This is a genomic window from Methylobacterium sp. J-072 (assembly GCF_022829425.1).
In the GTDB taxonomy this organism is placed as follows: domain Bacteria; phylum Pseudomonadota; class Alphaproteobacteria; order Rhizobiales; family Beijerinckiaceae; genus Methylobacterium.
Map to the genome: position 1 here is coordinate 1 of NZ_JAKSYK010000196.1, position 25,810 is coordinate 25,810.

The following is a 25,810-nucleotide window of genomic DNA, read 5'->3' on the forward strand; positions in this document are numbered from 1 at the left end:
TCAGGGCGACGACCAGCCCGCGAAGTTCGCTCAGCGAGAGGGCATCCAGGCCATCGGGATCCGGCAGCGCCATGCCGGGTGTTGAATCACGCCACGGCCAAACCGCAAAACCCCACCGCCCGGATATCTGCCCCAGTTACCGTTTTCACGACGATTTATCAGTCTCCAACCCGGCAGACGACGGATAGGCGCCTGAACGAGGCCGCCGTCTCCGCTGCTACCAAACCCGTTTCCGCGCACTTGATTCGATGACCGATGCATAGGTCGTTCGCTGCGGGCGCACGGCGATGCGAACGCGAGCGGTCGCCGACGACGCAAGGATGGTAGCGCTGAAGTTCGGCTCCGACGGCAGGGGATCGGATCGCCCGGTGATGGACCCGGCGCGCGTCGATGCGGTGGCGCGGCGATGCGGTGGCGCGGCGATGCGCTCACAAGCCCAGGGCGCGCTCCTGCTCAGCCCAGGATGTCGGCAATTCGGCTAGGTGCCGGACGCCGATGCCACGCGGCAGGCGACCGTCGACGATGGCCCGAACGATCCGCGGGGCAAGATGAGCGAGCGGCAACATCATCCGCACCGCGCGCTCGCTACAGCCCTCGTGCAGTGCGATGGCCGCAGTACCCGCCGCACGCGCCGCGACGAGATCGTCGACCCAGGCGCGGCTGCGGGCGATGGCCGTAAGGATGCGCGCGCGGTCCTCGACCTTCATCGGCCGCAAGCCATCGCGCTCCACGCCCGGGGGCACGACGATCTCCCGGCGCCGACGATGCCCCGCGGGCGACCAGGGGATGCGGATCGGATCACGCTCATCCCCGCCGACCAGCTCGATCAGCAGCGCGTCGGGATGGACCGTCACCCGCGCGACGTGGATCGCAACTATTTCGGCGTCGCTGAGGATCTCGGATACCGGAGCGGATGGCGAGGCAGATGCGCCAGTCGAGAGAAGCGTCGCGCGCAGCGCCTGGACCACACTGGCCTCGACCGCGTGGGCTGCGATGCGCCGGACGGCGCAGGTAGGCCGCTCCCGGACCGCCGCCCGGCTAACGTAGTACCGGTAGCGCCGCGCGCCCTTGGCCGTGTGGCTCGGAGTCATCGGCTGGCCGCGCTCGTCCCGGATGCGCCCGGTGAGCAGATGCGCGCCTTCCCGCCGCCGGGCGGTGTGGGCGTGGTGATTGGCCGCCAGCTGCGCCTGCACCGCGTCGAACACCGCCGCGTCGACGATGCCAACATGCTGGCCCTCGTGCACACGGCCCCGGTGACTGAGCCAGCCGACGTAGATCGGGTTGGCGAGGATCTTGTACAGGTGCCCGCGGGTGAACGCCCCGCCCCCGACCGCTTTGCCCTTACCATCGCGGCGCTCGGGCACGCGGATGCCGGTGGCCTCCAGCTCGGCGTGCAGCGCGCTGACCGTGCCGAGCGCGCGATAGCGGGCGAAGATCGCGCGCACGACCGCGGCCTGCTGCTCGACCACGTGCAGCGCTCTGGCCTCCACGCGGTAGCCCAACGGCACGACGCCACCCATCCAGATGCCCTTGCGCTTGGACGCGGCGATCTTGTCGCGGATGCGCTCGCCGGTGACCTCGCGCTCGAACTGGGCGAACGAGAGGAGGACGTTGAGGGTGAGTCGCCCCATGCTGGTGGTCGTATTGAACGCCTGGGTCACCGACACGAACGAGGTGCCATGCGCGTCGAACAGCTCGACGAGCTTGGCGAAGTCGGCGAGCGCGCGGGTGAGGCGGTCGACCTTGTACACAACGATGACATCGACCCGACACTCGCGCACGGCGTCGAGCAGGCGCTGGAGGGCGGGACGTTCGAGGGTGCCGCCGGAGTATCCGCCATCGTCGTAGCGTTCGGGCAGGAGCCGCCAGCCCTCATGGGCCTGGCTCCTCACGTAGGCTTCCGCGGCCTCGCGCTGGTTGTCGAGCGAGTTGAACTCCTGCTCGAGCCCGTGCTCGGTCGAGACACGCGTGTAGATCGCGCAACGCAGCGTCGGGCGGGCGCCCGAGGGGGGATGCTGTGCGGCGTTCACCGAGCGCCGCGGTTTGACGCTCACGCCGGGGCCCTCCGCTCACCTCGCTCCCGCCCAGCCCCCGTCGCCGCATCGGCCCGTTCGCGCAGGCCGAAGAAGCGGGGGCCGTTCCATTTGGTACCGGTGATGGCGTGGGCGACGCGGGACAGGCTGGGATAGGTCGCCCCGTCCCAGGCGTAGCCGGCGTCGAGCACGGTGACGGTGTGCATGCGCCCGCCCCACTCGCGCGACAGCTGCACGCCGGGGATGTGCCCGCGCCGGTCCGGCACCGGGACCGCGATGGCGGTCGGGATGGCCCCAGCGCCGGGCTCGGACCTGTCTCGTCCGACCGCCGTCCCCCGCCCGGCTGTGAAACGGCCGAGGACCTGCGCGATGTCGCGGTCGAGGTCGCCCAACGCGCGGATCTGAAGGCGGTGGGCGAGGATGCGGGAGCGCAGGGTGGGGGAGAGGCCGGGCGGGGCGGCCGAACCGAAGTCCCGCCGCCAGCGCCGGGCGAGGGCGGCGGCGTCGAGGCCGGCGAGTTCATCGAGCGCAGCGGCGAGCCGGTCGGCGGGGCTGACCTCCGCCCTGACCACCGCTCTCACCGTCTGCGCCGCGGCCGGAGTGCGCTGCCCGCCCATCAGGCTGCCGCCGCAGCCGCGACGGCGGCCTCAGCCGTCGGTGTGCGCCGGGGCTTGCGCGCCCGGGGCGGGGCGGCCGGGATCACCGGCGCGGGGATGCAGTAGGCGATGGCATCGTCTGGGCGGGCAGCCTTCAGCAGCGCCTGGCCGCCGGTGCGGATGCGCGAGAGGGCGGCACGGGTGGTGTGGGGCAGCCAGCCGGTGGCCGCGATCAGCTCGGCGAGCGTCGCCCCCTGCTCGCGCTTCAGCAGCGCCAGAACCTGCGCCTTCTTGCTCGCGATCGCAGTACGGGCGGGATCGTCCGGTGTGGCGGCAGGAGCACCCGCAGCCACCTTGGCGGCGCGCGGCGGCTTGGGCGGGGCGAGGCCGATGGCCCGGTATCCGGCGGGGGTGAGGCGGTGCGGGCCACCCGCCTCGGCGGGTGCGATCACCAGGCCATCGCCCATGAAGCGGCCGAGCAGCCGTGCGTGGGTGGCGGGCTTCATCGCAACGGGGGGCGTCAGTCGGCCCTCGTCCGCTGCGGCGGCCTGCAGCAGGCCAGCCTCGGTCCGGTTCAGCGGGACAGTCGTCGGGGCGGTGGCGGTGGCATTCGTAGCGGTCATGGCGATCGTCTCCGTAGCGGCGGGCGAGCCCCGCCACCGACCCGACCCCGCGATCGGCTCTGCGATGGGCCGGCGGGGTGAGGCGAGGACGACCGCGCGTAGCGACCGCATGGGGACGGCCGCGTGCGAACGGACAGTCAGTCGCGGGAGGCGAAAGTCTCGGCGGCCTTTCGGTTGATGCGGCCGATGAGGCAGATGGCGCCGTGCAGGGTCTGGGCCTCGCTGAGGGGGACGTCGAGGTCGAGGACGATGCGCACGGCCTCGCGCTCGGAGCCAGCGCGGGCGCAGACCAGGGCGGCCTTGGCGGGGGCGGCGGCCTCGGTCAGGTGGGCGCTGATGGCGGCCAGAGCTGCGGTCACGCTCAGGCCGGCCTCGCTCGTATCCGTCCGGCCCGTGGTCGTCTCGCTCATACCGTCACCCCGTGCGAGTAGCTGCCTCGGCCCGCGGCTGCGTCGGGCCGGTCAACACACACGCTCTGTTGGCGGCGACAGTCCAGGCGAAAGTACCGGATCCCGCCGACATTCGCGTCGTAGTCCGGGAAGGCCTCCGCCAACGCGAAAAATTGACCCATTCCGGGCATTGGGAATGTCCGCTTGTGGGCGACCAGCCCGCGGCTATGAACCTTCGGCAGGGTTGACTGGGGGTGTTGTGCTCCACCGCGGTTTGTCGCCCTTTTGGCGCATTACGAGGCGTTTGCTCGAGTGTCCTTTTTAGACCGTTGCCGTTTCTGCTCGTCGGGGACTCTAGCGATCCGCTCGCATTGGGCGAACAGCTTTCACGCGTAACGCCGCCTGGGGCCAGGGTTCTGTCGTACCCGCCCGCGCCGCGTCGCGACCATTGGGACGGATAAACACCACGAGAAGCTCCGGCGCGCTCCGGCCGCCACCCCAATGCGATCGCGACAGGACCCGAAGCTCTTCAAGATGGCGGGCCTTCTCGCCAGTCGCATTTTCGACGGTGACCGTCAGTCCCACGCAGTCCGACACTTCGAAAAGTGCTGTATGCAAAACCCTAGTTTGCATACAGCGGCGCAGGTTCTCTGCGCTTTGGCGTAGCGAGCACGCCGCTGCCATCCCACACTTGTTCTTGTTTCGTTCACAATGTAAAACAGCGGGGTCACGTGGGATGCGGGGTCAGCGCTCTGCACGGTTCAACTCACCCCGAAAGGAGCTCGGGACAGGGGGCGGCGATCGTATCGTCTGGGTTGTCAGCGTCCTTGCGCCAAGCCAGTCTCGGCCGCAGTGAACGACACCTGAGGTCGTTGCATTCGCCGCTGGGAGGGCAGGTGACAAACACCATTATCCGCGTCGCGATCCACGACCTGACCAAAACCCAGGGGGCCTTCGTCGTTAAGCACGGAAAAAGCGATCTGAAAGTTACTCAGACGATGCAACGCGTGATCGACGACCTCACCGCTCTCTACGCCAAGCGGACCTCGAAATCTTACGGGAAATTCGCGGTCGATGAAGATCGATTTCCGACCGAGAAGCACCTCCGCGCCTACCTCAACGTCCAGCCCAGCGACTTCACGACGCTGACGCACAAGATGATGGAAACGCTAAAAGCCCAGGCGGGCTACAAGGGCGCTGCCACGGGCGGCCACGTCTTCTTCGCTCACTTCGAGCGCGAAGAACGGCAGTACCTCCTCATCGCGATCGTCAACGAGAAGCTCGGCGCGTCGATGACGAGCGATCTCGATGTTCAGGATGTCCGCCATCTCGACATGGACGGTTTTCGGTTCGCGGGCCGCATCAACATGACCAGCTGGGCCAACGGCGAGGAGCGCTACATCGGCTTCTTGAAGGGCAAGCGGGAGGTCTCCGAGTACTTCAAGGAATTCCTCGGCTGTGACACCACGGTCCAGAACCGCCGCGACACGGCCGAGCTTGTCCAAGCGTTGATGGCATTCGCCACCGATGAAGGCATGGACACCCCGAGAAAAGACGATTTCCTCGCCCGCGCGAAAACCATCTGCGAGCGTTCGGCCAAGGCTCAGGAGGAACTCAGCTTCGAGGCGCTGGCCAACGAACTGAGCCCGCAGGATCCCGAGAGGCTGATGACCGTTCTGGCCGATCCCGATCTGCGCCTTAACGACGGCTTCGTGCCTGATCGCCGCGCCCTCGGACCGCTGATCAAATTCAAGGGCAAGACCCCGACCTGGAGCATCGAGTTCAACCGCGACGCGATCACCCGCGGAAATGTGCGGTTCAACGCTGAGGACAACACCCTCACGTTGACCGGCCTGCCGGAGGATCTCACAGCGCAGCTGCGCGCTGAGTACAGCCAAGATGGCTAGGATCACATTCGACCAGCTGACCCTGCTGTATCGTTATATCGCCTTCGAGCAGAACAGTGATCAGGGAAGGCTGTCGATTGCGACCCCAGAAGTCCTGGAGGTCATCCAACTCATCGAAGATGACCAGGATGTCGCTGTTGACGCAGACATCGTGGTACTTGACGATGGCGCGCTTCAAGTCGGTCAGATCGTATCAGTCCGCGTCGGCCCACCCCGGACTGCGCTCGGCTCCCTCGTTCGCGACTTCGACGGGTTGCTCGATACCCCGGAAGCGCGGGTCAAAGAACCGCGCGCCTACTTCGTCATCGACGGCGGTATCACACCGGACATCGATCCCTGTCCCGAGCGCCTAGCGACCTATCGCAAGGTCATCGAGTTCACGAAGCTCGTCGGCGAAGCAGCGGCCTATGTCGATCAATCCAAAAGGGAATTGATCTTCATCAAGGATGGCAAGTTCAGCGTTCCGCTGGCTTATAAGGCCGCCGACTTAGACCGTGTGAGCGTCTCCGACACCGACGCCATTCTCAGCGCGTGCGCCGACGAGATTCACCGAGACCAGAAGCTCGCGATCCTCGCCGAAGCCGTCATCGGGATCTGCGCGTCTCAGCCGGTCGCAGTCCGGTTTCGCCACCTCATCGCAAACCTCGGTTCGGTGAACGAGGAAGTTCGCAACGGCTATCAGCTGTTCGCGTCCAGCTTCTCTTACTCAAAGATCCGCAACGAGATCGAAGCCGCACGCATCGATTATCTCAACAAAATCCATAAAACGATTATCGATATCCAGACGCAGTTGCTCGGTATCCCTGTCGCGACGGTCATCGTCGCCTCGCAGCTGAAAGTCACATCCGCCTGCGGCGTCGAGTTCTGGACCAACTTCGCCGTCGTCGTGGGAGCGTGGATCTTCGTCGCGCTCTTGGCGATCGCCATCGGAAACCAATGGGCGACGCTGGCGTCCATATCCGACGATATCGCGCGCCAAAAAACCACGTTTCAGCGGGACTTTGCGGCGCTAAGCGATCAGTTCGATACGATTTTCGTCACCCTCGCCGGTCGGATCAAATGGCAGCGAAGGTTTCTGGGGTTTGTTGGCGTGCTCGCAGTCGTCGGGGCAGCGGTGGCCACGTTCGTCGCGTATCGAGTGACCAACGTTCCGTACATGAGCTGTTGGTCAGGTGAAGTCTCCGCGTCGGCACCAACACCGATCCCGCCGGCTGTGACGCCTGTCGCACCGGCTCGGACGCCTCCGTCGCCTGTCTCGCCAGCCAACACACCGATGAACGCGGCGCCGTCTAAGCCAAGCCCGCTACCAGATCCGGCTCCGCCAACGCCCGCCAAGCCGAAAATGGCTCCCACGCCACAGGCCCACCCGCAGCCGTAAGTGGTTTGCGCTGTCAGAAGCGCCAGGGGAGGAGAGGACACTCCGTGTCACCGCAGTTCGGCTGATAGCTCGGTAGAACTGATCGCATAGGAGCGGCCCGCTCCAGGGGGCGACACGGCGACGGTCATCCGAAACAGAATGTCCGCTACCGGGCGATCAGCTGATGTCCGTTCATGGCGCGAAGCTGCGGTCTGGAATGGCAGGGTTTGGCCGAAAGCCGCCGATCCGCTTTTGGACGGCTGATGCGGATAAGCGGACAAGCCGCTACCGACCCAACCTCGTCGTAAAAATCGATCTATGGTGCGCCCGAAAGCGGTTGTTCAACTCCGTCAGGCGAGGATTGGCATGACGTCGGCACCGAGGTCGTTTACGCGGCATGGGACTAGAGCCGAGCGGAGCGTGCGCGCGATGCCCTGCGTTTTCAGGGGCAAGAGACGCGGGTAATCGCGTTGTTTGGTGCTCTGAACGTCGGCCTCATTGATTCATCAGATCCAGGCGCGCGCTAGGTGGGGCTAGGGCGAACATGCGTGAGGACGATCCGTACAGGGATTGGCACGAACCGGAGGTGCCCTGGACAGAAGCTACATCCTTCGACCTCTAACCAATTGACCGCGTCTGTCAGTCCGGCGCCGTCGAGCACGCCAGCTACCTCGCGTTCGCCTCTCGCGTGGTCGACGGTCCTTCGACATAGTCGACACGATCAAACTACATGATCGAATTTTGATTCAATTATAATCTATGTAGATCGGCTTTGCAGAAAAAGTACATTATTTATCCGGCGCCGACGGCTTCCAAATTTGTGCTGCCACTTCGACCGCTTCGGTAAGCGCTGCTTGGAGATCCTCATCCGCATCGTGCTGCCCCTCTCGGATGGTTCGGACCAGATTCTCCATCGGATTGTCGGGCGCGCCTGCGCCATCGAGCACGCGCGCGCCGGCCTTTGCGAGCTGGTCCGCCTGCACGATTTCGCGGGCGGCAATGCCGATGGCGTTGGTGACCATCAGGGCGACGTAGCGCGGGCGGCCGGTGAGGCCGGGCACGACCTCCTCGGTGAGGGCGCGGCGGGCCGCGTCGAGGAGGGCGGCGCCGGAGGGTTCGTCCTGCATGCTCAGCTCCATGCTGCGGGGGCGGTCGCCCGCAGGATCGCCCGTTCCAGGTCGGGCACCATCCGGCCGCTCAGTGCCAGTTCGAGGGAGAACTCGCGCCCGGAGACGTGGCGCGCGCCCTGCTCCAGCGCGATCACCGCCCAGCGCACATGGGCCATCACCTCCCAGTAGGCCACGCGCGCCGGATCGACCGTCCGCCCGCTCTCGGACGTGTAGCCCCGGTAGAAGGCCGCGCGGGAACCGACGCCGCCCGCCTCACGCTCGGGCCGGCCGAAGCGCCAGCAGGCGGCGCAGAACCAGCCGAGGTCTTGATCCGGGTCACCCCAGCCGGCGAACTCCCAGTCCAGCACGGCCGTGAGGCCGGATCCGTCGACCATGTAGTTGCCCGTCCGGAAATCCCGGTGGACGAGGGTCGGCGCCGGGCAGGCCGGGGCGCGGACCTCCCCCCAACGCAGCCCCCACTCGATCGCCGGGCGCCGGACACCGATACCGTCGAGGCTCGCGCGCAGACGCGCGATCTCGGCTCGTGCGGGATCCGGTTCGGGCGCGCCCAGGAAGGCGAGCCCGCCCGGCAGCGCCCGTGGGTCGAGCGTGGCGTGGATCTTCGCCAGTTCGCGGCCCAGGGTCTCGGCGAGCTGCTCCCGGTCGCCGCCGAGGCTCGGATCCTTGGCGATCCGCGGGCCCAGCCCCACGCCCTCGACCAGCCCCATGACCGCGAACGGGGCGCCGATCACTTCCGGATCCTCGCAGAAGGCGACGGGTTCGGGCACCCGGACCCCGGCGTTCCAGACCGCCTCTAGGATCCGGAACTCCTCGGCACGGGTCCGGCTCGACGCGATGGTGGCGGCCGCATCCATGCGCAGCACGAAGGCGCGCACGTCGTCGCCGACCCAGCAGCTGACGAGCCGATTCTCCTGAATGGAGCCGCCGCCGAGGGGACGCGTATCCGCGATGGCGAGGTCCGGGCAGCCGAGCGTCCCGGCCAGCCAGATGCGCAGCCGATCCTGATCCATCCGCTACAGGCCCGACACGAGGTGGCCGCCATCGACCGCCACGACGCTGCCGGTCATGTACGCCCCGGCATCGGAGGCGAGCAGGAGGAGCGGCCCGTCGAGTTCGGCCGCCTCCCCCAGACGCCGCTGCGGCACCCGCCTGATCAGGGCCTTGCCGGGCTCCGATTCGAAGAACGCGTCGTTCAGCTCGGTCTTGATGTAGCCGGGCGCCAGGGCGTTCACCCGGATGCCGTAGCGCGCCCATTCGAGGGCGAGGCTCTTGGTCAGCTGGACGACCCCGGCCTTCGAGGCCGCGTAGGGCGCCAGTCCGCCGGTGACCCGCAGGCCCAGGATCGACGCGATGTTGACGATGCTGCCGCCCGCGCCGTGGCGGACCATGCGCCGGCCGGCCGCCTGAGCCACCAGCCAGACGCCCTTCAGGTTCGTATCGAGGACCCCGTCCCAGTCGGCCTTGTCGAGGTCGAGGGCGGGCTTCGTCGCGGTGATCCCGGCATTGTTGACGACGACATGGACCGGACCGAAGCGGGCCTCGGCGGCGTCGAGGGCCCGCTCGATGCTGGCCGCGTCGGTGACGTCCATGACGACGGCCTGCGCTTGGCCGCCCTCCCCGGAGACGCCGGCGACGGTCTCGGCGAGGGCGTCCGCCCGGCGCGCGCAGAGGGACAGGTGCGCCCCCGCGCGCACCAGCGTCCCGGCGAAGTGGCGGCCGAGGCCGCTGGAGGCGCCGGTCACCAGGACATGCCGGCCGGCGAGATCGAAGAGGTCGGCCATCTCAGCGCAGCCGCTCGACGGCCATGGCGATACCCTGTCCGCCACCGATGCACATGGTCACCAGCCCGTAACGTCCGCCCGTCCGGGCCAGCTCGTAGAGCGCCTTCACGGTGATGATCGCCCCCGTCGCGCCGATCGGATGGCCGAGCGCGATGGCGCCGCCGTTCGGATTGACCTTCGCGGGGTCGAGGTCGAGTTCGCGGGAGACGGCGCAGGCCTGGGACGCGAAGGCCTCGTTCGATTCGATCACGTCGAAATCGGCGGCCCGCAAGCCCGTCCGCTCCAGCAATCGGCGCACGGCCGGGACCGGACCCATGCCCATCTCGGACGGGTCCACGCCGGCATGGGCGTAGCCGACGATGCGGGCCAGGGGCGTGCGGCCGTCCCGCTCCGCCCGGTCGGCGCTGGACAGGACGAGGGCGGCGGCGCCGTCGTTGAGGCCCGAGGCGTTGCCGGCCGTCACGCTGCCGGTCTTCGAGAAGGCCGGGCGCAGCTTCGCCAGATCCTCGGCGCTCGCGGCCTTGGGGTGCTCGTCGGTGTCGAACGCCACCGTCTCGCGCGTGCGCTGCACGGCGACCGGCAGGATCTGGTCGCGGAACCGGCCTTCGCGGATCGCCCGCGCGGCCCGGGCCTGGCTCTCGGCCGCGAAGGCGTCCTGCTGGTCGCGGGAGACGGCGTAACGCTCCGCCACGTTCTCGGCGGTGACGCCCATATGGCCGTTGCCGAACGGGTCGTTCAGCGCGCCCAGCATGTAGTCGACCAGCACGGCATCGCCCATGCGCTGGCCGGTGCGCCCGACCTTCAGCAGGTGCGGCGCGCGGCTCATGCTCTCGGCTCCCCCGGCGACCGCCGTGTCGGCATCCCCGAGGAGGATCGATTGCGCGGCCGAGACGATCGCCTGCAAGCCGCTGCCGCAGAGGCGGTTGACCGTCATGGCCGGCACCTCCTTGGGGATGCCGCCCTCCATGGCGGCGACGCGCGCGAGGTAGGCGTCCCGCGGTTCGGTAGGAATTACGCTGCCGAAGACCACGTGGCCGATCGCTTCGGGTGCGGTCGCGGCGCGCTTAAGTGCCTCCGCCACGCACTGGGCTGCCAACGCCGCCGGCGGGATCGCCGCGAGCGACCCCCCGAACGTGCCGATCGCGGTCCGTACCGCCCCTGTGATCACGACATCGGTCATCGTCATAAACTCCACGCTTCGGTGCGTCTGTCAGGTCCTGTCGCTAGACGCGGACATCCGATCCCGGCACCGCGTGCCGCGGTGCCGGGCCGCGGGCGCGGGCAGATCAGGATGCGGGTACGGGGGCGTGACCACCGGCGCGTCGTCCCCGTCCCGGCGGTCACGCCCCGACGGTCCACGTCCAGAAGGCATCGCCCTCCGCCTCGAGATTGCGGTTGAGCACCATCTTGTGGACCTCGTCGGCGCCGTCCACCAGCCGGGCCTGCCGGGCGTAGCGGTAGATCCATTCCAGGGGCGTGTCGGTCGAGTAGCCCCGGGCGCCGTTGATCTGGATCGCCACGTCGGCCGCCGCGTGGAGGAGATTGGCCACGTGGACCTTGGCCATCGAGACTTCCTTGCGGGCGAAGCTGCCCTGGTCCAGCGCCCAGGCGGCCTTCATCACCAGCAGCCGGCCGATCTCGATCCGCATGGCGAGGTCGCCGAGCATGAGCTGGATGCTCTCCCGGTCGGCGAGCCGGATGCCGAAGCCATGGCGCTCCGCCGCGTAGGCCCGGGCGATCTCGACGCAGCGCTTCGACAGGCCGAGCCAGCGCATGCAATGGGTCAGCCGGGCGGGGCCGAGGCGGATCTGGGTCAGCTTCAGGCCGTCGCCCTCGTTCATCAGGACGTTCTCGGCCGGGATCTCCAGACCGTCGAACAGCAACTCGCAATGGCCGCCATGCTCCTCCGGGCCCATGATCGGGATCCGGCGCAGGATCTCCCATCCGGGCTGGTCCTTGTGGAACAGGAAGGCGGTCAGCCCCTTGCGGGCATCGTCGGAAGTGCGCGCCATCAGGATGAAGTGCGCGGCCTCCTCGGCCCCGGTGATGTACCATTTGCGCCCGGTGACCACGTAGGTGTCGCCCCGCCGCTCGGCCCGGGTCTGGATCATGCCGGGATCGGAGCCGCCGCCGGGATGCGGCTCGGTCATGGCGAAGGCGGAGCGGACCTCGCCGCGCACGATCGGGTCGAGCCACCGCTCCTTCTGGGCCTGCGTCGCGACCTTCTCCAGCACCGTCATGTTGCCGTCGTCGGGGGCGGCGGAGTTGAACACGACCGGCCCGAAGATCGAGCGGTTCATCGCCTCGTAGCAGACCGCCATGCCGACCTTGTCGAGGCCGGCCCCGCCGGTCTCCGGCCTGAGCTGGAGGCACCAGAGACCCTGCTCCTGCGCGAGGCCGCGCAGCCGGGACAGTTCGCCTAAGCCGATGTTCCCGTGCCCGTCATAGGCGGGCGGGTCCGCCTCCAGGGGCAGGATGTGCGTGTCGACGAAGGCCGCGATTCGGGCGCGGTACGCCTCGACGCCGGCAGAAATGGTGAAATCCACGTCGTACCCTTTAGTCCTGCTGCGCTCGATGCACCCGGTCACCCAATTCTGGAATGCGCGGTCAGCGAACGGCTCTTGTGCCGGGCCGCCGTCTGCTCCTGGAGCGCGCGCAGCTGGCCCGAAAACTTCTTCGAGGCGCGCGCGATGTGGGCGCGCCCCAGCATCTCGGCCTCCGCGGGCTCCCCCGCGATGATCGCGTCCAGTATGGTGGTGTGCTCGTTCCAGATGTCGCTGGAGATGTCGCGCTCGACCCGCAGCACCGCGCCCATGATCCGGCGCATGAAGTGCCAGTGCGGACGGGCTGCCTCCTCCACCGACCGGTTGCCCGATATTGCGTAGATGAACTGGTGGAAATCCAGGTCCGCGGCGATCTGCCGGGCGACTGATCCGCCGCTGATCGCCTCCCGGCCCCGCGCGATGAGGGCAGGGCCCTCGGCCTGAGCGCGATCGGAGCCCCGCTCGGCTGCCAGCCGGCAGGACAGGCCGTCCAGTACCTCCCGGGTCTCGTAGACGTCCCGCAGCACGTCAGCGTCGAGCGGCGTCACGATCACCCCGCGTTTCGGGGCGTCGGCCACGAAGCCGCGCTCGCGCAGCAGCATCAGCGCCTGCTGCACCGGCTGCCGCGAAACCTCATAGGCGGCCGCGAGCTCGTCCTGGATCAGCCGCGCGTTCGGCGCGAGCGTGCCCTCGCAGATCTCGGAAAGGATCCGCTCGTAGACCTGCTCGACCAGACTTGGCACTGGCGCCCCGCCCGCCATCTTTCCCGCCCGCCGTCTTTCCTGCCACCCGCTGGAGCGATCCTGCACCATTTCAGCGCTTGTGCAAATTCAAAACTCGCATACCATATTCGAATTCAAAGTGAGTCGGCGAGGGTTTCTAAGGCGCTGGGCCTGGAGACGCGATTGGGCGGATGCTGAGCGCCATCTCAGTGTTCACGCCGATGAGGTCTTTGCCCGGCCGTTGGATGCGTCACCTGACGCTGTCCGGCGCGAGCCGGCGGACTTATACAAAGCCGCGTGCGACGGTTCGCAACGCGGCGAGCATGGGAGGAACGCCGTGACCACGCCAACCAACGCGTCCATTCGCCCGGATCGGACCGCTCCCCTCGGCCGCCGGGCTTTCCTCGGGCTCGCCGGCGCGGCAGCGCTCGGCGCAGGGACCGTGCTCAGCCCGGCGGTCCTACGCGCGCAGGGGGCGCCGCTTAAACTGAAGTTCGGCAACGACGTGCCGCTGACGCACTCACTCAACGTCCGGCTCGCCGAGGCGGTTGGCGCGATCGAGAAGGAGACGAACGGGCGCCTGTCGATCTCCGTGTTCCCGAACAATCAGCTCGGCAGCGATACGGACATGATCTCGCAGCTGCGCTCGGGGGCGCTCGAACTCGCGACTATGCCCACGACCCTGCTGTCGACGCTGGTGTCAGCAGCCGCGCTGCCGGCCATCGGGTTCGTCTTCCCGAGCTACGACAAAGTCTGGCCGGCAATGGACGGCGAGGTCGGTGCGTACATGCGCAGCAGCATCGAGAAAGCCAACCTGCATCCGTTCGAGGCGATGTGGGACAACGGCTTCCGCCAAGTCACGACGAGCACCAAGCCGATCAGCCGTCCCGAGGACCTCAGGGGCTTCAAGATCCGCGTGCCCGTCGTCCCATTGTGGGTCTCGCTGTTCACGGCGCTGGGTGCCGCGCCGACCAGCATCCCCCTGAGCGAGGCCTACGCCGCACTTCAGACCAGGATCACTGACGGGCAGGAAAACCCGCTGGCGATCATTAACGCGACGAAGTTCTACGAGGTGCAGAAGTTCTGCTCGCTCACCAATCACGCCTGGGACGGCTTCTGGCTGCTCGCGAGCGGCCGCGTCTGGAAGACGATCCCAGCGGACTTGCAAGCGGTAATGGCCAAGCACTTCAATGCCGCCGCCCTCAAGCAGCGCGAGGACAACCTCAAGGATAGTGCCGACCTGAAAGTGGCGCTGGAGGGAAAGGGGCTGGCCTTCAACACCACCGATCCGGCGCAGTTCCAGCAGGCTCTCGCCAAGACGGACTTCTACAAGACCTGGAAGGGCAAGTTCGGGACCGAAGCGTGGGCGTTGCTGGAGAAGTACGCCGGCGCCATCGGCTGATGCGTCCGAAAGGCGGGAACCACCAGGCGAGAACGATCGAGGAGATGGCGCCATGAAGGAGCTCCTGACGCTCGGGCAGATGCTCTCGGTGCATGCGCGGCTCGCGCCGGAGCGCCTCGGCGCGCGCGACCTGGAACGATCGATGACGTTCCACCTGTGGAACGCGCGCGCCTGCCGCTTGGCGAACGCGCTGCTCGGCCTCGGCCTCGGGAAGGGCGCGCGCGTCGGGGTGCTCGCCTACAACTGCGTAGAATGGGCCGAGATCTACGCGGCGACCGCCAAGGCTGGCCTCGTCGCCGTGCCGATCAACTTCCGCCTCGTCGGGCCCGAGATCCGCTTCATCATGACCAACGCCGAGGCGTCGGCCCTGATCGTTCAGGACGAGCTGGCCGGCGTCGTCGAGGATGTGCGAGCTGATCTCGGCCTGCCCGAGGGCAACGTCGTCCATTTCGGGCCCACGCCTTGCCCGAAAGGCTACCGGGACTACGAGGCATTCCTCGCGGCCGCCAGCGACGCCGAGCCGGACGTGGCCGTCGCAGCGGCCGATCCGTGGATGCTGATGTACACCTCGGGCACCACCGGCAACCCGAAGGGCGCAATCCGCAGTCACCGCGGTGCCAGCCTCATGGCCCTATGCACGGAGATCGAGCTCGGCATCCACCGCAATGACAGCGCGCTGCTCGTCATGCCGATGTGCCACGCCAACTCGCTCTACTTCTTCGGGGCGTTCAGCTATTGCGGCGGTGCGACGACGATCTACTCGCGCAAGAGCTTTGACCCAGAGCACTGCCTGCGCACCCTGGCCGAGGGCGGCGCGACCTTCACCTCGCTCGTGCCGACCCACTACATCATGATGCTCGGCTTGTCCGCGCAGGAGAGCTCACGCTACGACCTCGACCGCGTCACCAAGCTGATGATCTCCTCCGCGCCCGCCCGCCAGGAGACCAAGCGGGCGGTGATGGGGCTGTTCCACAATTCCGGGCTGTACGAGCTCTACGGGGCGACTGAGACCGGCTGGGTGACGATGCTACACCCCCGCGACCAGTTCACGAAACTCGGCTCGGTCGGCCGCGAATGCGTCGGCTCCGCCCCAATCCGGATCCTCGACGCGGATGGCGACGAGGTGCCGGACGGGGAGCCCGGCGAACTCTATTCCTGCAATCCCTACACCTTCGACGGCTACTGGAAGCTGCCGGAAAAGACCGCCGCCGCCTTCCGCGGCGCGTACTGCACGGTGGGCGACATGGCCCGGCGCGACGCGGACGGGTTCATCCAACTAGTCGACCGCAAGAGCAACATGATCATCTCGGGCGGCGAGAACGTCTATCCCTCCGAGATCGAGGCGGCGCTCGGCACCCATCCCTGCGTGCAAGACGTTGCCGTAGTCGGTCTGCCGGACGCCAAGTGGGGCGAGCGCGTCCACGCCGTCGTCGTACTGCACCCGGGCACCGCCCTGACCGAAGCCGACCTGATCGGCTGGAGCCGGGACCGACTGGCCGGCTACAAGCGGCCGCGCACCTGCTCTTTCATCGCCGCCGAGGCCGTGCCGCGCAACGCCACCGGCAAGGTGCTCTACCGCGTCCTCAAGGCGCAGTTGAGCGCCGAGGCCGGTGCGGGCACGCCGGCTTGATGGGTGCCCGCGATGCCCGTCGATTCCCCCGCCCCAGTCCCCGTCGACGGCCGGTGCGATGCAGGCCGTCCTGAACGCGGCCGTCCCGATCTTTGCGCTGATCCTGGTTGGGTTCCTGTGCAGCCGCTTGGGCGGGTTCACGCGCGAGTCGACCGACAGCATCAACCGCTTCGCGGTCTACCTCGCGCTGCCGGCGCTGATCTTCACGACGATGGCCCGGATCACGCCGGCCGAGATCGGGCAGGTCGGCTTCGCGGCGGGATTTGCCGGTGGCATCAGCCTCACCTTCGCCTTGGCCTTCTGGTTCGGGCTACGCCGCGGCGGCTCGATGGCGGATGCCAGTATCGAGGGGCTGGATGCGGGCTACGGCAACGTCGGCTTCATGGGCATCCCGCTCTGCCTGCTGGTGTTCGGGCCGGAGGGCCTCCCGGCAGCGGTGATCGCCACCCTGTTCACCGCATGCGTCCTGTTCCTCACGGCGATCGTGCTCGTGGAGTTCGACCTCCGCCGGGGCGTCGACCGCCGCAACACCGTGCGCCGGGTCCTGGTCTCGCTCCTGCGCAACCCCTTGTTTCTGGCGCCGGTCGCGGGGCTCGGCGCCGGCCTCACCGGCCTGCCGCTGCCCCAGCCGCTGGAGACCGCCGCCAAGCTCCTCGGCGGCGCGGCGTCCCCGTGCGCACTGGTTTGCATAGGCCTGTTCCTCGCCCAGGAGAGCGCGCTGTCCGGCGACCGGAGCCGGATCGGCCTGCTGGTCGTCCTGAAGCTGCTGTTCCAGCCGGCCGTGACGGCCCTTCTCGTCTTCTGGATCTTCGACGTGCCGCCGCTCTGGGCGCGGGCGGCGGTGCTGCTCAGCGCGCTGCCGATCGGCTCGGGCCCCTTTACCATCGCCAAGCTCTATGGGTTGCGGGCGGGCGTGACCTCCGGGGCGATCCTGATCTCGCACCTCGTCTCCGTCCTCACCGTCTCGACCCTCGTGGCATGGCTCGGCTGAGCCCCCTGAGAAAGGATCATCCGCATGCAGGTCACTCCAGATAGCGTCGCCGCCCTGATCGCCAAGTCGCTGAAGGCGCGGGGCGTCGAGCGGGTCTTCGCCCTATGCGGCGGCCACATCATGCCGATCTGGATGCGCCTCGACGCGGAGGGCATCGACATCGTGGACGTGCGCGACGAGCGCGCCGCTGTGCACATGGCGCAGGCCCATGCCGAGGTGACCGGGAGAATCGGCGTCGCCCTGGTGACGGCGGGCCCCGGCATGACGAACGCGGTCACCGGCATTGCCAACGCCCACGTCTCCCGCGCGCCCGTGCTGGTCATCTCCGGCACCAGCCCGCGGGCCCAGGAGAACCGCGGCGGCCTGCAGGACCTCGACCACACGGCGATTGTGCGCTCGGTCACCCGCTACGCCCGCACTGTGCGCGAGTCGACGCTAGCCCTGGCCGAGCTCGACGAGGCGATCTCCCGCGCCTTGGGCGAGGGCGGCGAGCCGGGACCCGCCTATATCGACTTCCCCACCGACACGATGCGCCAGCCCGTGCCGAAGGCCATGCAACTGCCCGAGCACCTCGCGCCCCGGCCGCGCGCGCAGGCGCGGCCAGATCCCGACCGGATTGCCGAGGCGGTGGAGTTGCTGTGGTCGGCCCGGCGCGTCCTGGTGATCTCGGGGCGCGGCGCCCGCGGGGCCGGGCCGGAGCTGACCGCGCTGCTCGACCGCCTCGGCGCCGTCTACCTCGACACCGGCGAAAGCCGCGGCCTGGTGCCCGACGGCCATCCCGCCGTGGTCGCGGCCATGCGCGGAGCGGTGATGGGCGACGCCGACGTGGTGCTCACCGTCGGCCGCCGCCTTGACTTCCAGCTCGCCTACGGGTCGCCGGCCGTGTTCGGGGACGCCAAGTTCGTGCGCATCGCCGACATCCCGCAGGAGCTGCGCGACAATCGCCGCGGCGCGGTGGAGATCCTCGCATCTGCCGGCCCGGCACTCAGCGCGCTGGTCGAGACCGCTGGCAACCGGCCCTCGGCGGTCGACCCCGACTGGGCGGGCAAGCTCCGCGCGAGCCATGTAGGGCGCGCGAAGAAGCTCCGCCAGACGATGGCGGAGGCGCCCAACGGCAGCGATGGCCGCCTTCACCCGAACCGGGTGATCTCCGCCCTCCAGGACGCGATCGGTGACGACGCCATCGTGATCACCGACGGGGGCGATTTCCTGAGCTTTGCCCGCGTCGGCCTGTCGGCGCCGACCATGCTCGATCCGGGGCCGTTCGGCTGCATCGGCGTCGGGGTGCCCTATGGGATCGCCGCGAGCCTGGCGCGGCCGGACAAAACCGTACTGGTCGCGACCGGCGACGGCGCCTTCGGCTTTAACGCCATCGAACTCGACACGGCCGCGCGCCACAAGGCGCCGGTGCTGATCGTCGTGGCTAACAACGGCGCGTGGCAGATCGAGGTGCATGATCAGACAGTCACGCACGGCAAGGTCGTCGGAACCCTGCTTCAGTTCAGCGATCACGCCGCGATGGCCCGCGCCTTCGGCATGCATGGGGAGCGCGTGGAGACCGCAGAGCAGCTTGGACCGGCCATCGCGCGCGCGCTCGCCAATCGGCCGGCGCTTCTCGACATCGTGGTGACCCCCGAAGCTGTCTCATCCGACGCCAAGACCGGCCTCGCCTGGGTCCCCGATCTTCAGCCACTGGCCGCCTGGGACGAGGCGGAACGGACATGGCGTGCGACGCGTACGAGCGAGACACCGTAGATCGACGACGCGACGAACCGGGCGGCAGTCCCGGCGTCGCCGCCTGATGGGAGGGCAGCATGCAGATCGATATCGCGGCGGTCGAGAGCGCGGCCGGGCTCGAGCTTTCGGGTCCGCCCCTGCGCGCCCGGGGCTGGCTGCGCCGCCTCGACGACGGGCTCGGCTACCTCGTAGAGATCCCCGCCGCCCTGCTCGTGCTCGCCGAGATCGCGGTGCTGCTCGGCGGCGTCGTGAGCCGCTACGTATTCCGCGAACCCCTCGTCTGGTCCGACGAGCTCGCCTCGATCCTGTTCCTGTGGCTCGCCATGCTGGGCGCCGTGGTCGCCTTCCGCCGCGCCGAGCACATGCGGATGACCGCCTTCGTGGCCATGAGCGGGCCGCGCCTGCGCACCTTCCTGGAGACGGTCGCCCTGGTGGCGGGCCTGATCTTCGTGGCGCTGCTGCTGGAGCCGGCTTGGGAGTTCGCCAGCGAGGAGACCTTCGTCCAGACGCCCGCGCTGGAGCTGAACAACGCGTGGCGCGCCGCCGCCCTGCCGGTCGGGCTGGGCCTCATGCTGCTCGTCGCGGCGATCCGGCTCCTGGAGACGGCCGACTGGAAGCTGACCGCGGGGGCGCTCGTGCTCGGCGTCGCGGTCGCCGCCGGACTCGTGGCCCTCCAGCCCTGGCTGATGGACCTCGGCAACCTCAACCTGCTGCTGTTCTTCGTCCTAGGCGTCGGCGCGCTGGTCTTCTCCGGCGTGCCAATCGCCTTCGCGTTCGGCCTGTCCACCTTCGCGTACATCACGCTGACCACCCACGCGCCCGCGATGGTGGTGGTCGGGCGCATGGACGAGGGCATGAGCCACCTGATCCTGCTCGCCGTGCCGCTGTTTGTGTTCCTCGGCCTGCTCATCGAGATGACCGGCATGGCCCGCGCCATGGTCGGGTTCCTGGCGAGCCTGCTCGGGCACGTCCGCGGCGGCCTGCACTACGTGCTGGTCGGCGCGATGTACCTCGTGTCGGGCATCTCCGGCTCGAAGGCCGCCGACATGGCCGCGGTCGCCCCCGTGCTGTTCCCCGAGATGAGGGCCCGGGGCGCCAAGGAGGGCGACCTCGTGGCGCTGCTCGCCACTACCGGCGCGCAGACCGAGACGATCCCGCCCTCCATCGTGCTTATCACCATCGGCTCGGTCACCGGCGTGTCGATTACGGCCCTGTTCACCGGCGGCCTGCTGCCCGGTCTCGTGCTCGCCGCGACCCTCTGCGCGCTGGTCTGGTGGCGCTACCGCCGGGAGGACCTCAGCTACGTCGCCCGGCCGTCCGGACGCATCATCGGCCGCGCCTTCCTGGTCGCGATCCCGGCGCTGGCCCTGCCGTTCGTGATCCGCTTCGCCGTGGTCGAGGGCATCGCCACCGCCACCGAGGTGTCCACCATCGGCATCGTCTACGCGGCGCTGGCGGGGCTGCTGATCTACCAGCAGTTCGACTGGCGGCGGCTCTACCCGATGCTGGTGACCACCGCCACGCTGTCGGGGGCGATCCTGCTGATCATCGGCGCGGCCACTGGCATGGCCTGGGCGCTGACCCAGTCGGGCTTCTCGCAGACGCTGGCCGAGGTGATGAAGAGCCTGCCGGGCGGCGCGCTCGGCTTCCTGTTCGTCTCGGCCCTCGCCTTCATCGTCCTGGGCTCGGTGCTGGAGGGCATCCCGGCGATCGTGCTGTTCGGCCCGCTGCTGTTCCCGATCGCCCGGGCGGTCGGGGTGCACGAGGTCCACTACGCCATGGTGGTGATTCTCGCGATGGGCATCGGCCTGTTCGCCCCGCCCTTCGGTGTCGGCTACTACGCGGCCTGCGCCATCAGCCGGATCCACCCCGATGCCGGGATGCGCCCGATCGTCGGCTACATCGTCGCCCTCTTGATTGGCCTGCTCGTCATCATCCTCGTCCCCTGGTTCTCGATCGGATTCCTCTAAGCCAGCCCAGATGAGAGGACACGCGGCGCACTGAGGCAGTTCCAATCCATGTTCGGCTCATGGGGAGATATGAACCGTGCTGTGCACCGCTTGGACGTCCGCTTAAGAGAAGCGCATCGTAAGGGAGGAATGTCTGAGATGGGCGCAAAGCCGAACGTCTAGTTTTGCGCGGGTCGGCGATCCGGCATGGCGTAGTATGGCCGATTGCGGCTGGTCCGCTTCTGAACAGGAAACCAGAAAAGCGGACGCGGTTGTAACCCCCGCTCACGACCCTTGTAGGGCCTCGGAAAAGTCTGCTTACCAGCAGCGTGGTCGGCATTGAGCAAGGCCTTCTATGCTTGCCCCATACGTTCCATTGATCGTGGCATTGAAGACGGCATTTGCTCGGCCATAACGGACAGGATCCATTCGACCGACGCCAGATCGAGGCTGTAACCGTCCCCTGCGACAACCTTGTCCCGACTATCGAGAAGGATTAGGCCGCCGCGGTTCCGGACATAAGGCTGATGCCAGCGCGACTTCGACAACTTCAGTCCGAGGCGCTTGGCCTGCTTGCGAAGCTGCGCGAGACGACGGGTGTCTTGGTAAGTTGGGGTCAGCTTGATCTCGTGCACGGCACCCTCCCACGCCAGTGTCGACTAAGCCGCAGCTCGCCACGCAGCGCGCCATGGTCATCGTGCTGGTGTGACGGCTCAGTGGTCGGATACCCAGCCGCTGGAGGCGGCGCCTCTCACCACCGGTAGATCAGGCTGCCAATGACCGTCGCTGGCTGGTTGCGGTTGCAGAACCCGAACGAGCAGGTCTGGTAATTCCGGTCGAAGATGTTGTAGCCGTTGAGCTGTGCGCGGAAGCCCTTGTACTTCGGGTCAAGCGCCGCAAAATCGTAGGCGACCAGCGCGTCGTAGAGCGTGACGGCGGTGTTGCGCACCGTGTTCTGGTCATCCGCGTAGCTCGAACCGATGTAGCGGATACCGCCGCCGATCTGAAGGCCGCGCAAGGCCGAGGACGGCGGGAACGCGTAGGTCAGGAACGACGCGTAGGTATCCTGGGGGATGCCCGAGACGAGGTTCCCGGCAATCGACTGGCCGGTGGACGAGACCGAGTTCACGAACCGGATGTCGACGTGCGTGTAGGCTATGGTCAGGTTCGTGCCCGGTGCGAGATTGGCGGTCGCCTCCGCCTCGAAGCCCTTCGAGCGTACAGCACCACCAGTAGTCTGAAACGCGAGAGAGGACGCGTCGGGGATCAGGATGTTCGACTGAGTGATGTCGAACCCGGCGAACGCAGTCTGGATATTGGTGCCGGGGATCAGGTACTTCACCCCCGCCTCAATCTGATCACCAGTGGCCGGCTTGAACGCCTGTCCGTTTCGGTCGAGGCCGACCTGCGGGGTGAAGGTCGTGGCGTAGCTCGCGTAGGGCACGAGCCCCGGCGCCAGGACGTAGCCCAACCCGACCCGACCCGTGAAGGCGCCATTGTCCTGGCGCGAGACCGCGCTGTCGGGGGTAGCGAAGTTGTCTTGGAAGACCCAGTCGCGGCGCCCGTTCAGGGTCAGGATGAAGTCGCCGAACTTGGCCTGATCCTGCAGGTAGACGCCGATCTGTTCCTGAGTTTGACGTGAAGCGGACCCGAGGGTCGGTGTTGCGATGAACTGTTGGCCGTAGTTCCTCGTGATCAGGTTCAGGTCCGGGGCTAGGCCGAAGCCGAAGCGGGCGCTCAGGCTGTACCGGGCGTAGTCGACGCCCCCAACCACGGTGTGGGCGACCGGACCTGTGGCGAAGCGCGCCTCCAGCTGGTTGTCCAGCGTCTGCTGCACCAAGCCCTCGCGGATGTAGCCGGTGTCGCGCGTGCCGATCGTGTTTGCGTCGTTGATGCCGTTGATGTCGACGTATTTAGCACTGAGAAAGACTCCGTAGTGACGGAAGTTCTGGCGGAAGACCAAATCGGGCGTGATGAAATGCTCGAAGGCGTAGCCGACCCGGTACTGTGTCTGGTCGAGCCCGGCGAAGCGGAAGTCGCCCATATAGTACGGGCTCGCCCGAAAACCCGGGTAGTTGTAGTAGAACGTCGTGGCGGGCGTGTTCGTCGTCTGGAACTCGCTCAGGAACGTGAAGGTCGTGGCCGCGTCGGGTTTCCAGGTAAAGGCGGGCGCGATGTTAAACCGGTCGTCATTGGTGCCAAGGCCGATGAAAGTGCCCGCCTCGCGGCGCAGGCCTGTGAGGCGATAGGCCATGGTGCCGCCCGAGCCCTCGATGGGGCCGCCGACGTCGAAGTTGCCCTGGAAACGGTCAAAGCTCCCGGCCTGGAACTGCACCTCGCCGAACGGCACGAAGACAGGACGCTTGCTGGTGATGTCGAGAATGCCGCCGGGCGAGCCGAGGCCGTACAGTCCAGCGGACGGACCGCGCAGGATGGTCACGGCCTCCGCGCCGTAGGGCTCGATGCGCGGGTAGATGAATCCGCTGCCGATCACGCGCAGTCCGTCGCGGTAGGTGCCCTGGTTGGTGAGCACGTCGAAGCCGCGGATGAAGATCTGGTCGAACCGCGGGTCGAAGCCCGACCGGGCCGATATGGCGCCCGGGACGTAGTTGATCGCATCGCTCAGGGTCTGAACGTTGCGGTCGTTGAGTTGCTCGCGGGTGACGACGGAGATTGATTGCGGCGTCTCGATGATCGGCGTGTTGGTCTTGGTCCCGGCGGTCGTGACGCGAGCGGTATAGCCGGTGATGCCGGACGGGCCGCCGCCGCCGCTGGTGGCGGCCGTGCCGCCGTCGCCGGCGCTGACATTAAGGCCGCCCGAGCCCGCCGGTCCTGGGGCGGAGCTGCCCGGTCCTGCCGCGTCGACCGAAATCTCGTTGAGCTGAATGGTCCCGTCCTGCGCCGCCGCGGGACCGGCAAGGGCGGTGATTGCGAGAAGAACGGCGAGGAGCGATGAGCGGTAGGGTATAGATCACGCTGACACGCGCCTCCAGCGGCGCAGTACCGCCGTAATCATCGTTCAAGGATCGTTGATCAAGCCGAAAACGTGTTATAGATCACACACTTACAACGGTTCAAATCTGAAGCAATTCTAAGCTGGAGCGTACCGAGCTCCCCCTGGTCATGCGCGAGAGGAAGCTGCCCCAAATGGTGTCCGACCGTGGGCACCCCTTGAATGCTAACTGCATCACCTCGAACGACTGAGCCAAGGACGGAGTTGAACGTCCGCTTCCAAGCGTTGAGTTAACTTCCGCTTCCCACCGAGGCCGTGTGAGAACGCGGATCCCCAGGGTTTGGGGAGATGCTCGGAGTAGCGTCGCGGAGCGCGGTGGTGGGCCTCAGGCTCGGATCGCTGCCATCAGCGGACCGACCCCGAAGATCTGGATCATCCGCTTCATGTTGTAGGCCAGAACCTGCAAGCTCATCTCGGTCCTGACCTTCGCCAAGGTCCGGGTCAGGAAGTGTGTTGCTCCCATCTAGGCCTTCAGTGTGCCGAATGGGTGCTCCACCGTCTGGCGACGGATCTTCATCGCGTCTGGCATCCGGTCGAGCCGCTCCTGCATCGCATCGAGCACGTCCTCGTGCACCCAGCGTTTGACCCGCCGCGTCTCTGCGGGCGTTCAGCGGGGCTTGAGCGCACAATCGAGACAGGCCGTCAGGTTGCGGTAGTGGTCCATCGCGTCGCCCTCGGTTCGGCGATCGGACCGGACAAGCCCCTTGGTCAGGTGCTGGCCGGCCGGACAGGTGTAGTGTCCCTCTCAGCGTCAAAGATGAAGTCCTGTCCCGTGGAGAGGCCGCGCTTGGCATGGCCCGAGGTCAGGGTCTTGGGCACACACATCAGCACGCCCGTGCCCTCGCAGACCAGCACCTGCTCCCCGTTGAGATAGCCCCGGTCGGCCAGCACCGTGAGCGTCGCGCATCCCGTCGCTGCCTGCGCCAGGAGGCCCATCGGTGTGAGCTGCGCCCGGTCGCTGCCGACGTTGGTTACCGCATGCGCCACGATCAGGTGGTGCTCGGTATCGACCGCGGCCTGGACGTTGTAGCCGACCATGCCGGTGCCCTTGCCGCTGGTCGCCATGGAGCGAGCGTCGGGATCGGTCAGCGAGACTTGGCCGTCGGGGGCGGCCTCGATTTGCCGGCCCATCGCCTGGAGAACCTGCATCTGCTCGCGCAGACGAGCGATCTTCTCATTGAGCCGCGTCGTGCGCGCCTCTGCGATGTCGCTCGGCGCGCGGTCGGCCCGATCCAGCGCCGCGAGGTAGCGGCCGATGCTCGTCTCAACCTGCGCCAGACGGGCTTCGACCTTGGCGGCGGTGAAGTTCTTGTCGCGGTTGTTGACCGCCTTGAACTTGCTGCCGTCGATGGCGACGACCGCTTTGCTGAACAGGTTTAATTGGCGGCACAGCACCACAAACCGCGCGCAGGCCGCCTGAATGGCCGGGCCATTGTCCTTACGGAACTCGGCCAGCGTCTTGAAGTCGGGCATGAGCCGGCCGGTGAGCCAAATCAACTCGATGTTGCGCTGGCTCTCGCGTTCGAGGCGGCGGCTCGACGGGACGCGGTTGAGGTAGCCGTAGAGATAGATCTTGAGCAGCGTCGCCGGGTGATAGGCCGGGCGGCCCGTTGCCTCCGGCACGGCGCCCGCGAAGCCGAGCGCGGCTAGATCCAGTTCATCGACGAAGACCTCGATCAGGCGAACCGGATTGTCGGCGGTGATGTAGTCGTCCAGGCAGTCGGGAAGGAGCGTGATCTGCTGACGATCCTCGCCTGCGATGAAGCGCTTCATCCCGACCTCCTCAGACCAGGATCTACTCTACCAAATCAGCGCGTTTTCACACAGCCTGCACCCTTCTATGACGTTCGCCCTTCTACACCCTTTGTCCGCTTCGGAGCAGGCCAGCGGCCCCGCTAAACGGCTGTCTTGGTCTCGAAGCGGCCGGCCGGAGCTGGCCGTAAGCGGCCTGTCCGCATCGGAGAAAGTCGGTCGGAAGAGCGGACAGGCTCGAACCGACCCAATCAC

The 25,810-nt window shown here is 67.6% G+C and carries 19 protein-coding genes and 1 pseudogene; 7 read left to right on the forward strand and 13 right to left on the reverse strand.

What is annotated here, in order from left to right; all coding sequences use genetic code 11:
* Positions 1-428: 428 nt before the first annotated feature.
* The 4 genes from MKK67_RS25760 to MKK67_RS25775 form a co-directional block, all read right to left on the reverse strand.
* Positions 429-2,054, reverse strand: coding sequence for a recombinase family protein (locus MKK67_RS25760; protein WP_243970922.1), 1,626 nt, complete (start codon positions 2,052-2,054; stop codon positions 429-431).
* Positions 2,051-2,650: a DUF2924 domain-containing protein gene (locus tag MKK67_RS25765; protein WP_243970923.1), complete on the reverse strand. Its 600-nt coding sequence runs from the start codon at positions 2,648-2,650 to the stop codon at positions 2,051-2,053. Before MKK67_RS25765 ends, MKK67_RS25760 begins: the two co-directional genes overlap by 4 nt.
* On the reverse strand, positions 2,650-3,252 hold the full coding sequence (locus MKK67_RS25770) for a DUF3489 domain-containing protein (RefSeq protein ID WP_147907809.1): 603 nt from the start codon (positions 3,250-3,252) through the stop codon (positions 2,650-2,652). Before MKK67_RS25770 ends, MKK67_RS25765 begins: the two co-directional genes overlap by 1 nt.
* A gap of 137 nt (positions 3,253-3,389) precedes the next feature.
* A complete protein-coding gene (locus MKK67_RS25775; RefSeq protein WP_243970924.1) occupies positions 3,390-3,662 on the reverse strand; it encodes a hypothetical protein in 273 nt (90 codons plus the stop codon).
* A gap of 875 nt (positions 3,663-4,537) precedes the next feature.
* Here MKK67_RS25775 and MKK67_RS25780 point away from each other — a divergent pair.
* Both MKK67_RS25780 and MKK67_RS32715 read left to right on the forward strand, forming a co-directional pair.
* On the forward strand, positions 4,538-5,548 hold the full coding sequence (locus tag MKK67_RS25780; protein WP_187193494.1) for a nucleoid-associated protein: 1,011 nt from the start codon (positions 4,538-4,540) through the stop codon (positions 5,546-5,548).
* Positions 5,541-6,926 carry a hypothetical protein gene (locus MKK67_RS32715; RefSeq protein ID WP_147907806.1) on the forward strand — a complete coding sequence of 462 codons (1,386 nt, stop codon included), beginning with the start codon at positions 5,541-5,543 and terminating at the stop codon, positions 6,924-6,926. The genes MKK67_RS25780 and MKK67_RS32715 overlap by 8 nt, the downstream gene beginning before the upstream one ends.
* 767 nt (positions 6,927-7,693) lie before the next feature.
* On the opposite strand, the gene MKK67_RS25790 is transcribed toward MKK67_RS32715, so the two are convergent.
* From MKK67_RS25790 to MKK67_RS25815, 6 genes are all read right to left on the reverse strand, one after another.
* The gene (locus tag MKK67_RS25790) at positions 7,694-8,032 is read right to left on the reverse strand and encodes a DUF6285 domain-containing protein (protein WP_147907805.1); all 339 of its coding nucleotides are present in this window, start codon (positions 8,030-8,032) and stop codon (positions 7,694-7,696) included.
* A gap of 2 nt (positions 8,033-8,034) precedes the next feature.
* Entirely contained in the window at positions 8,035-9,045 is a 1,011-nt protein-coding gene (locus MKK67_RS25795) for a phosphotransferase family protein (protein WP_243970925.1), read from the reverse strand.
* Between the two features lie 3 nt (positions 9,046-9,048).
* The gene (locus MKK67_RS25800; RefSeq protein ID WP_147907803.1) at positions 9,049-9,816 is read right to left on the reverse strand and encodes an SDR family NAD(P)-dependent oxidoreductase; all 768 of its coding nucleotides are present in this window, start codon (positions 9,814-9,816) and stop codon (positions 9,049-9,051) included.
* A gap of 1 nt (position 9,817) precedes the next feature.
* Entirely contained in the window at positions 9,818-10,996 is a 1,179-nt protein-coding gene (bktB, locus tag MKK67_RS25805; protein ID WP_243970926.1) for a beta-ketothiolase BktB, read from the reverse strand.
* A 160-nt stretch (positions 10,997-11,156) separates the two neighbouring features.
* Complete coding sequence (locus tag MKK67_RS25810) at positions 11,157-12,362, reverse strand: acyl-CoA dehydrogenase family protein (RefSeq protein ID WP_243970927.1); 1,206 nt, start codon at positions 12,360-12,362, stop codon at positions 11,157-11,159.
* Positions 12,363-12,400: 38 nt separating this feature from the next.
* Complete coding sequence (locus tag MKK67_RS25815; protein WP_243970928.1) at positions 12,401-13,120, reverse strand: GntR family transcriptional regulator; 720 nt, start codon at positions 13,118-13,120, stop codon at positions 12,401-12,403.
* 298 nt (positions 13,121-13,418) lie between these two features.
* Between MKK67_RS25815 and MKK67_RS25820 the strand changes: the two genes are divergently transcribed.
* From MKK67_RS25820 to MKK67_RS25840, 5 genes are read left to right on the forward strand one after another with little or no spacing between them, the layout of a single operon-like run.
* Positions 13,419-14,483 (forward strand): TRAP transporter substrate-binding protein, encoded by a 1,065-nt coding sequence (locus MKK67_RS25820; protein ID WP_409568441.1) that lies wholly within the window; start codon positions 13,419-13,421, stop codon positions 14,481-14,483.
* 52 nt (positions 14,484-14,535) lie between these two features.
* Positions 14,536-16,113 carry a class I adenylate-forming enzyme family protein gene (locus MKK67_RS25825; protein WP_147907799.1) on the forward strand — a complete coding sequence of 526 codons (1,578 nt, stop codon included), beginning with the start codon at positions 14,536-14,538 and terminating at the stop codon, positions 16,111-16,113.
* 58 nt (positions 16,114-16,171) lie between these two features.
* Positions 16,172-17,104: an AEC family transporter gene (locus tag MKK67_RS25830; protein WP_147907798.1), complete on the forward strand. Its 933-nt coding sequence runs from the start codon at positions 16,172-16,174 to the stop codon at positions 17,102-17,104.
* 24 nt (positions 17,105-17,128) lie between these two features.
* The gene (locus tag MKK67_RS25835) at positions 17,129-18,859 is read left to right on the forward strand and encodes a thiamine pyrophosphate-binding protein (protein ID WP_243970929.1); all 1,731 of its coding nucleotides are present in this window, start codon (positions 17,129-17,131) and stop codon (positions 18,857-18,859) included.
* Between the two features lie 59 nt (positions 18,860-18,918).
* On the forward strand, positions 18,919-20,811 hold the full coding sequence (locus MKK67_RS25840; protein ID WP_243970930.1) for a TRAP transporter large permease subunit: 1,893 nt from the start codon (positions 18,919-18,921) through the stop codon (positions 20,809-20,811).
* 332 nt (positions 20,812-21,143) lie between these two features.
* On the opposite strand, the gene MKK67_RS25845 is transcribed toward MKK67_RS25840, so the two are convergent.
* The 3 genes and pseudogenes from MKK67_RS25845 to MKK67_RS25855 all read right to left on the reverse strand — a co-directional run bounded on the left by MKK67_RS25845 (position 21,144) and on the right by MKK67_RS25855 (position 25,576).
* Positions 21,144-21,425: a hypothetical protein gene (locus MKK67_RS25845; protein WP_243956489.1), complete on the reverse strand. Its 282-nt coding sequence runs from the start codon at positions 21,423-21,425 to the stop codon at positions 21,144-21,146.
* Between the two features lie 116 nt (positions 21,426-21,541).
* Complete coding sequence (locus MKK67_RS25850) at positions 21,542-23,758, reverse strand: TonB-dependent siderophore receptor (protein WP_243970972.1); 2,217 nt, start codon at positions 23,756-23,758, stop codon at positions 21,542-21,544.
* Between the two features lie 370 nt (positions 23,759-24,128).
* Positions 24,129-25,576: pseudogene (locus tag MKK67_RS25855) on the reverse strand (IS1182 family transposase).
* Positions 25,577-25,810 lie beyond the last annotated feature (234 nt).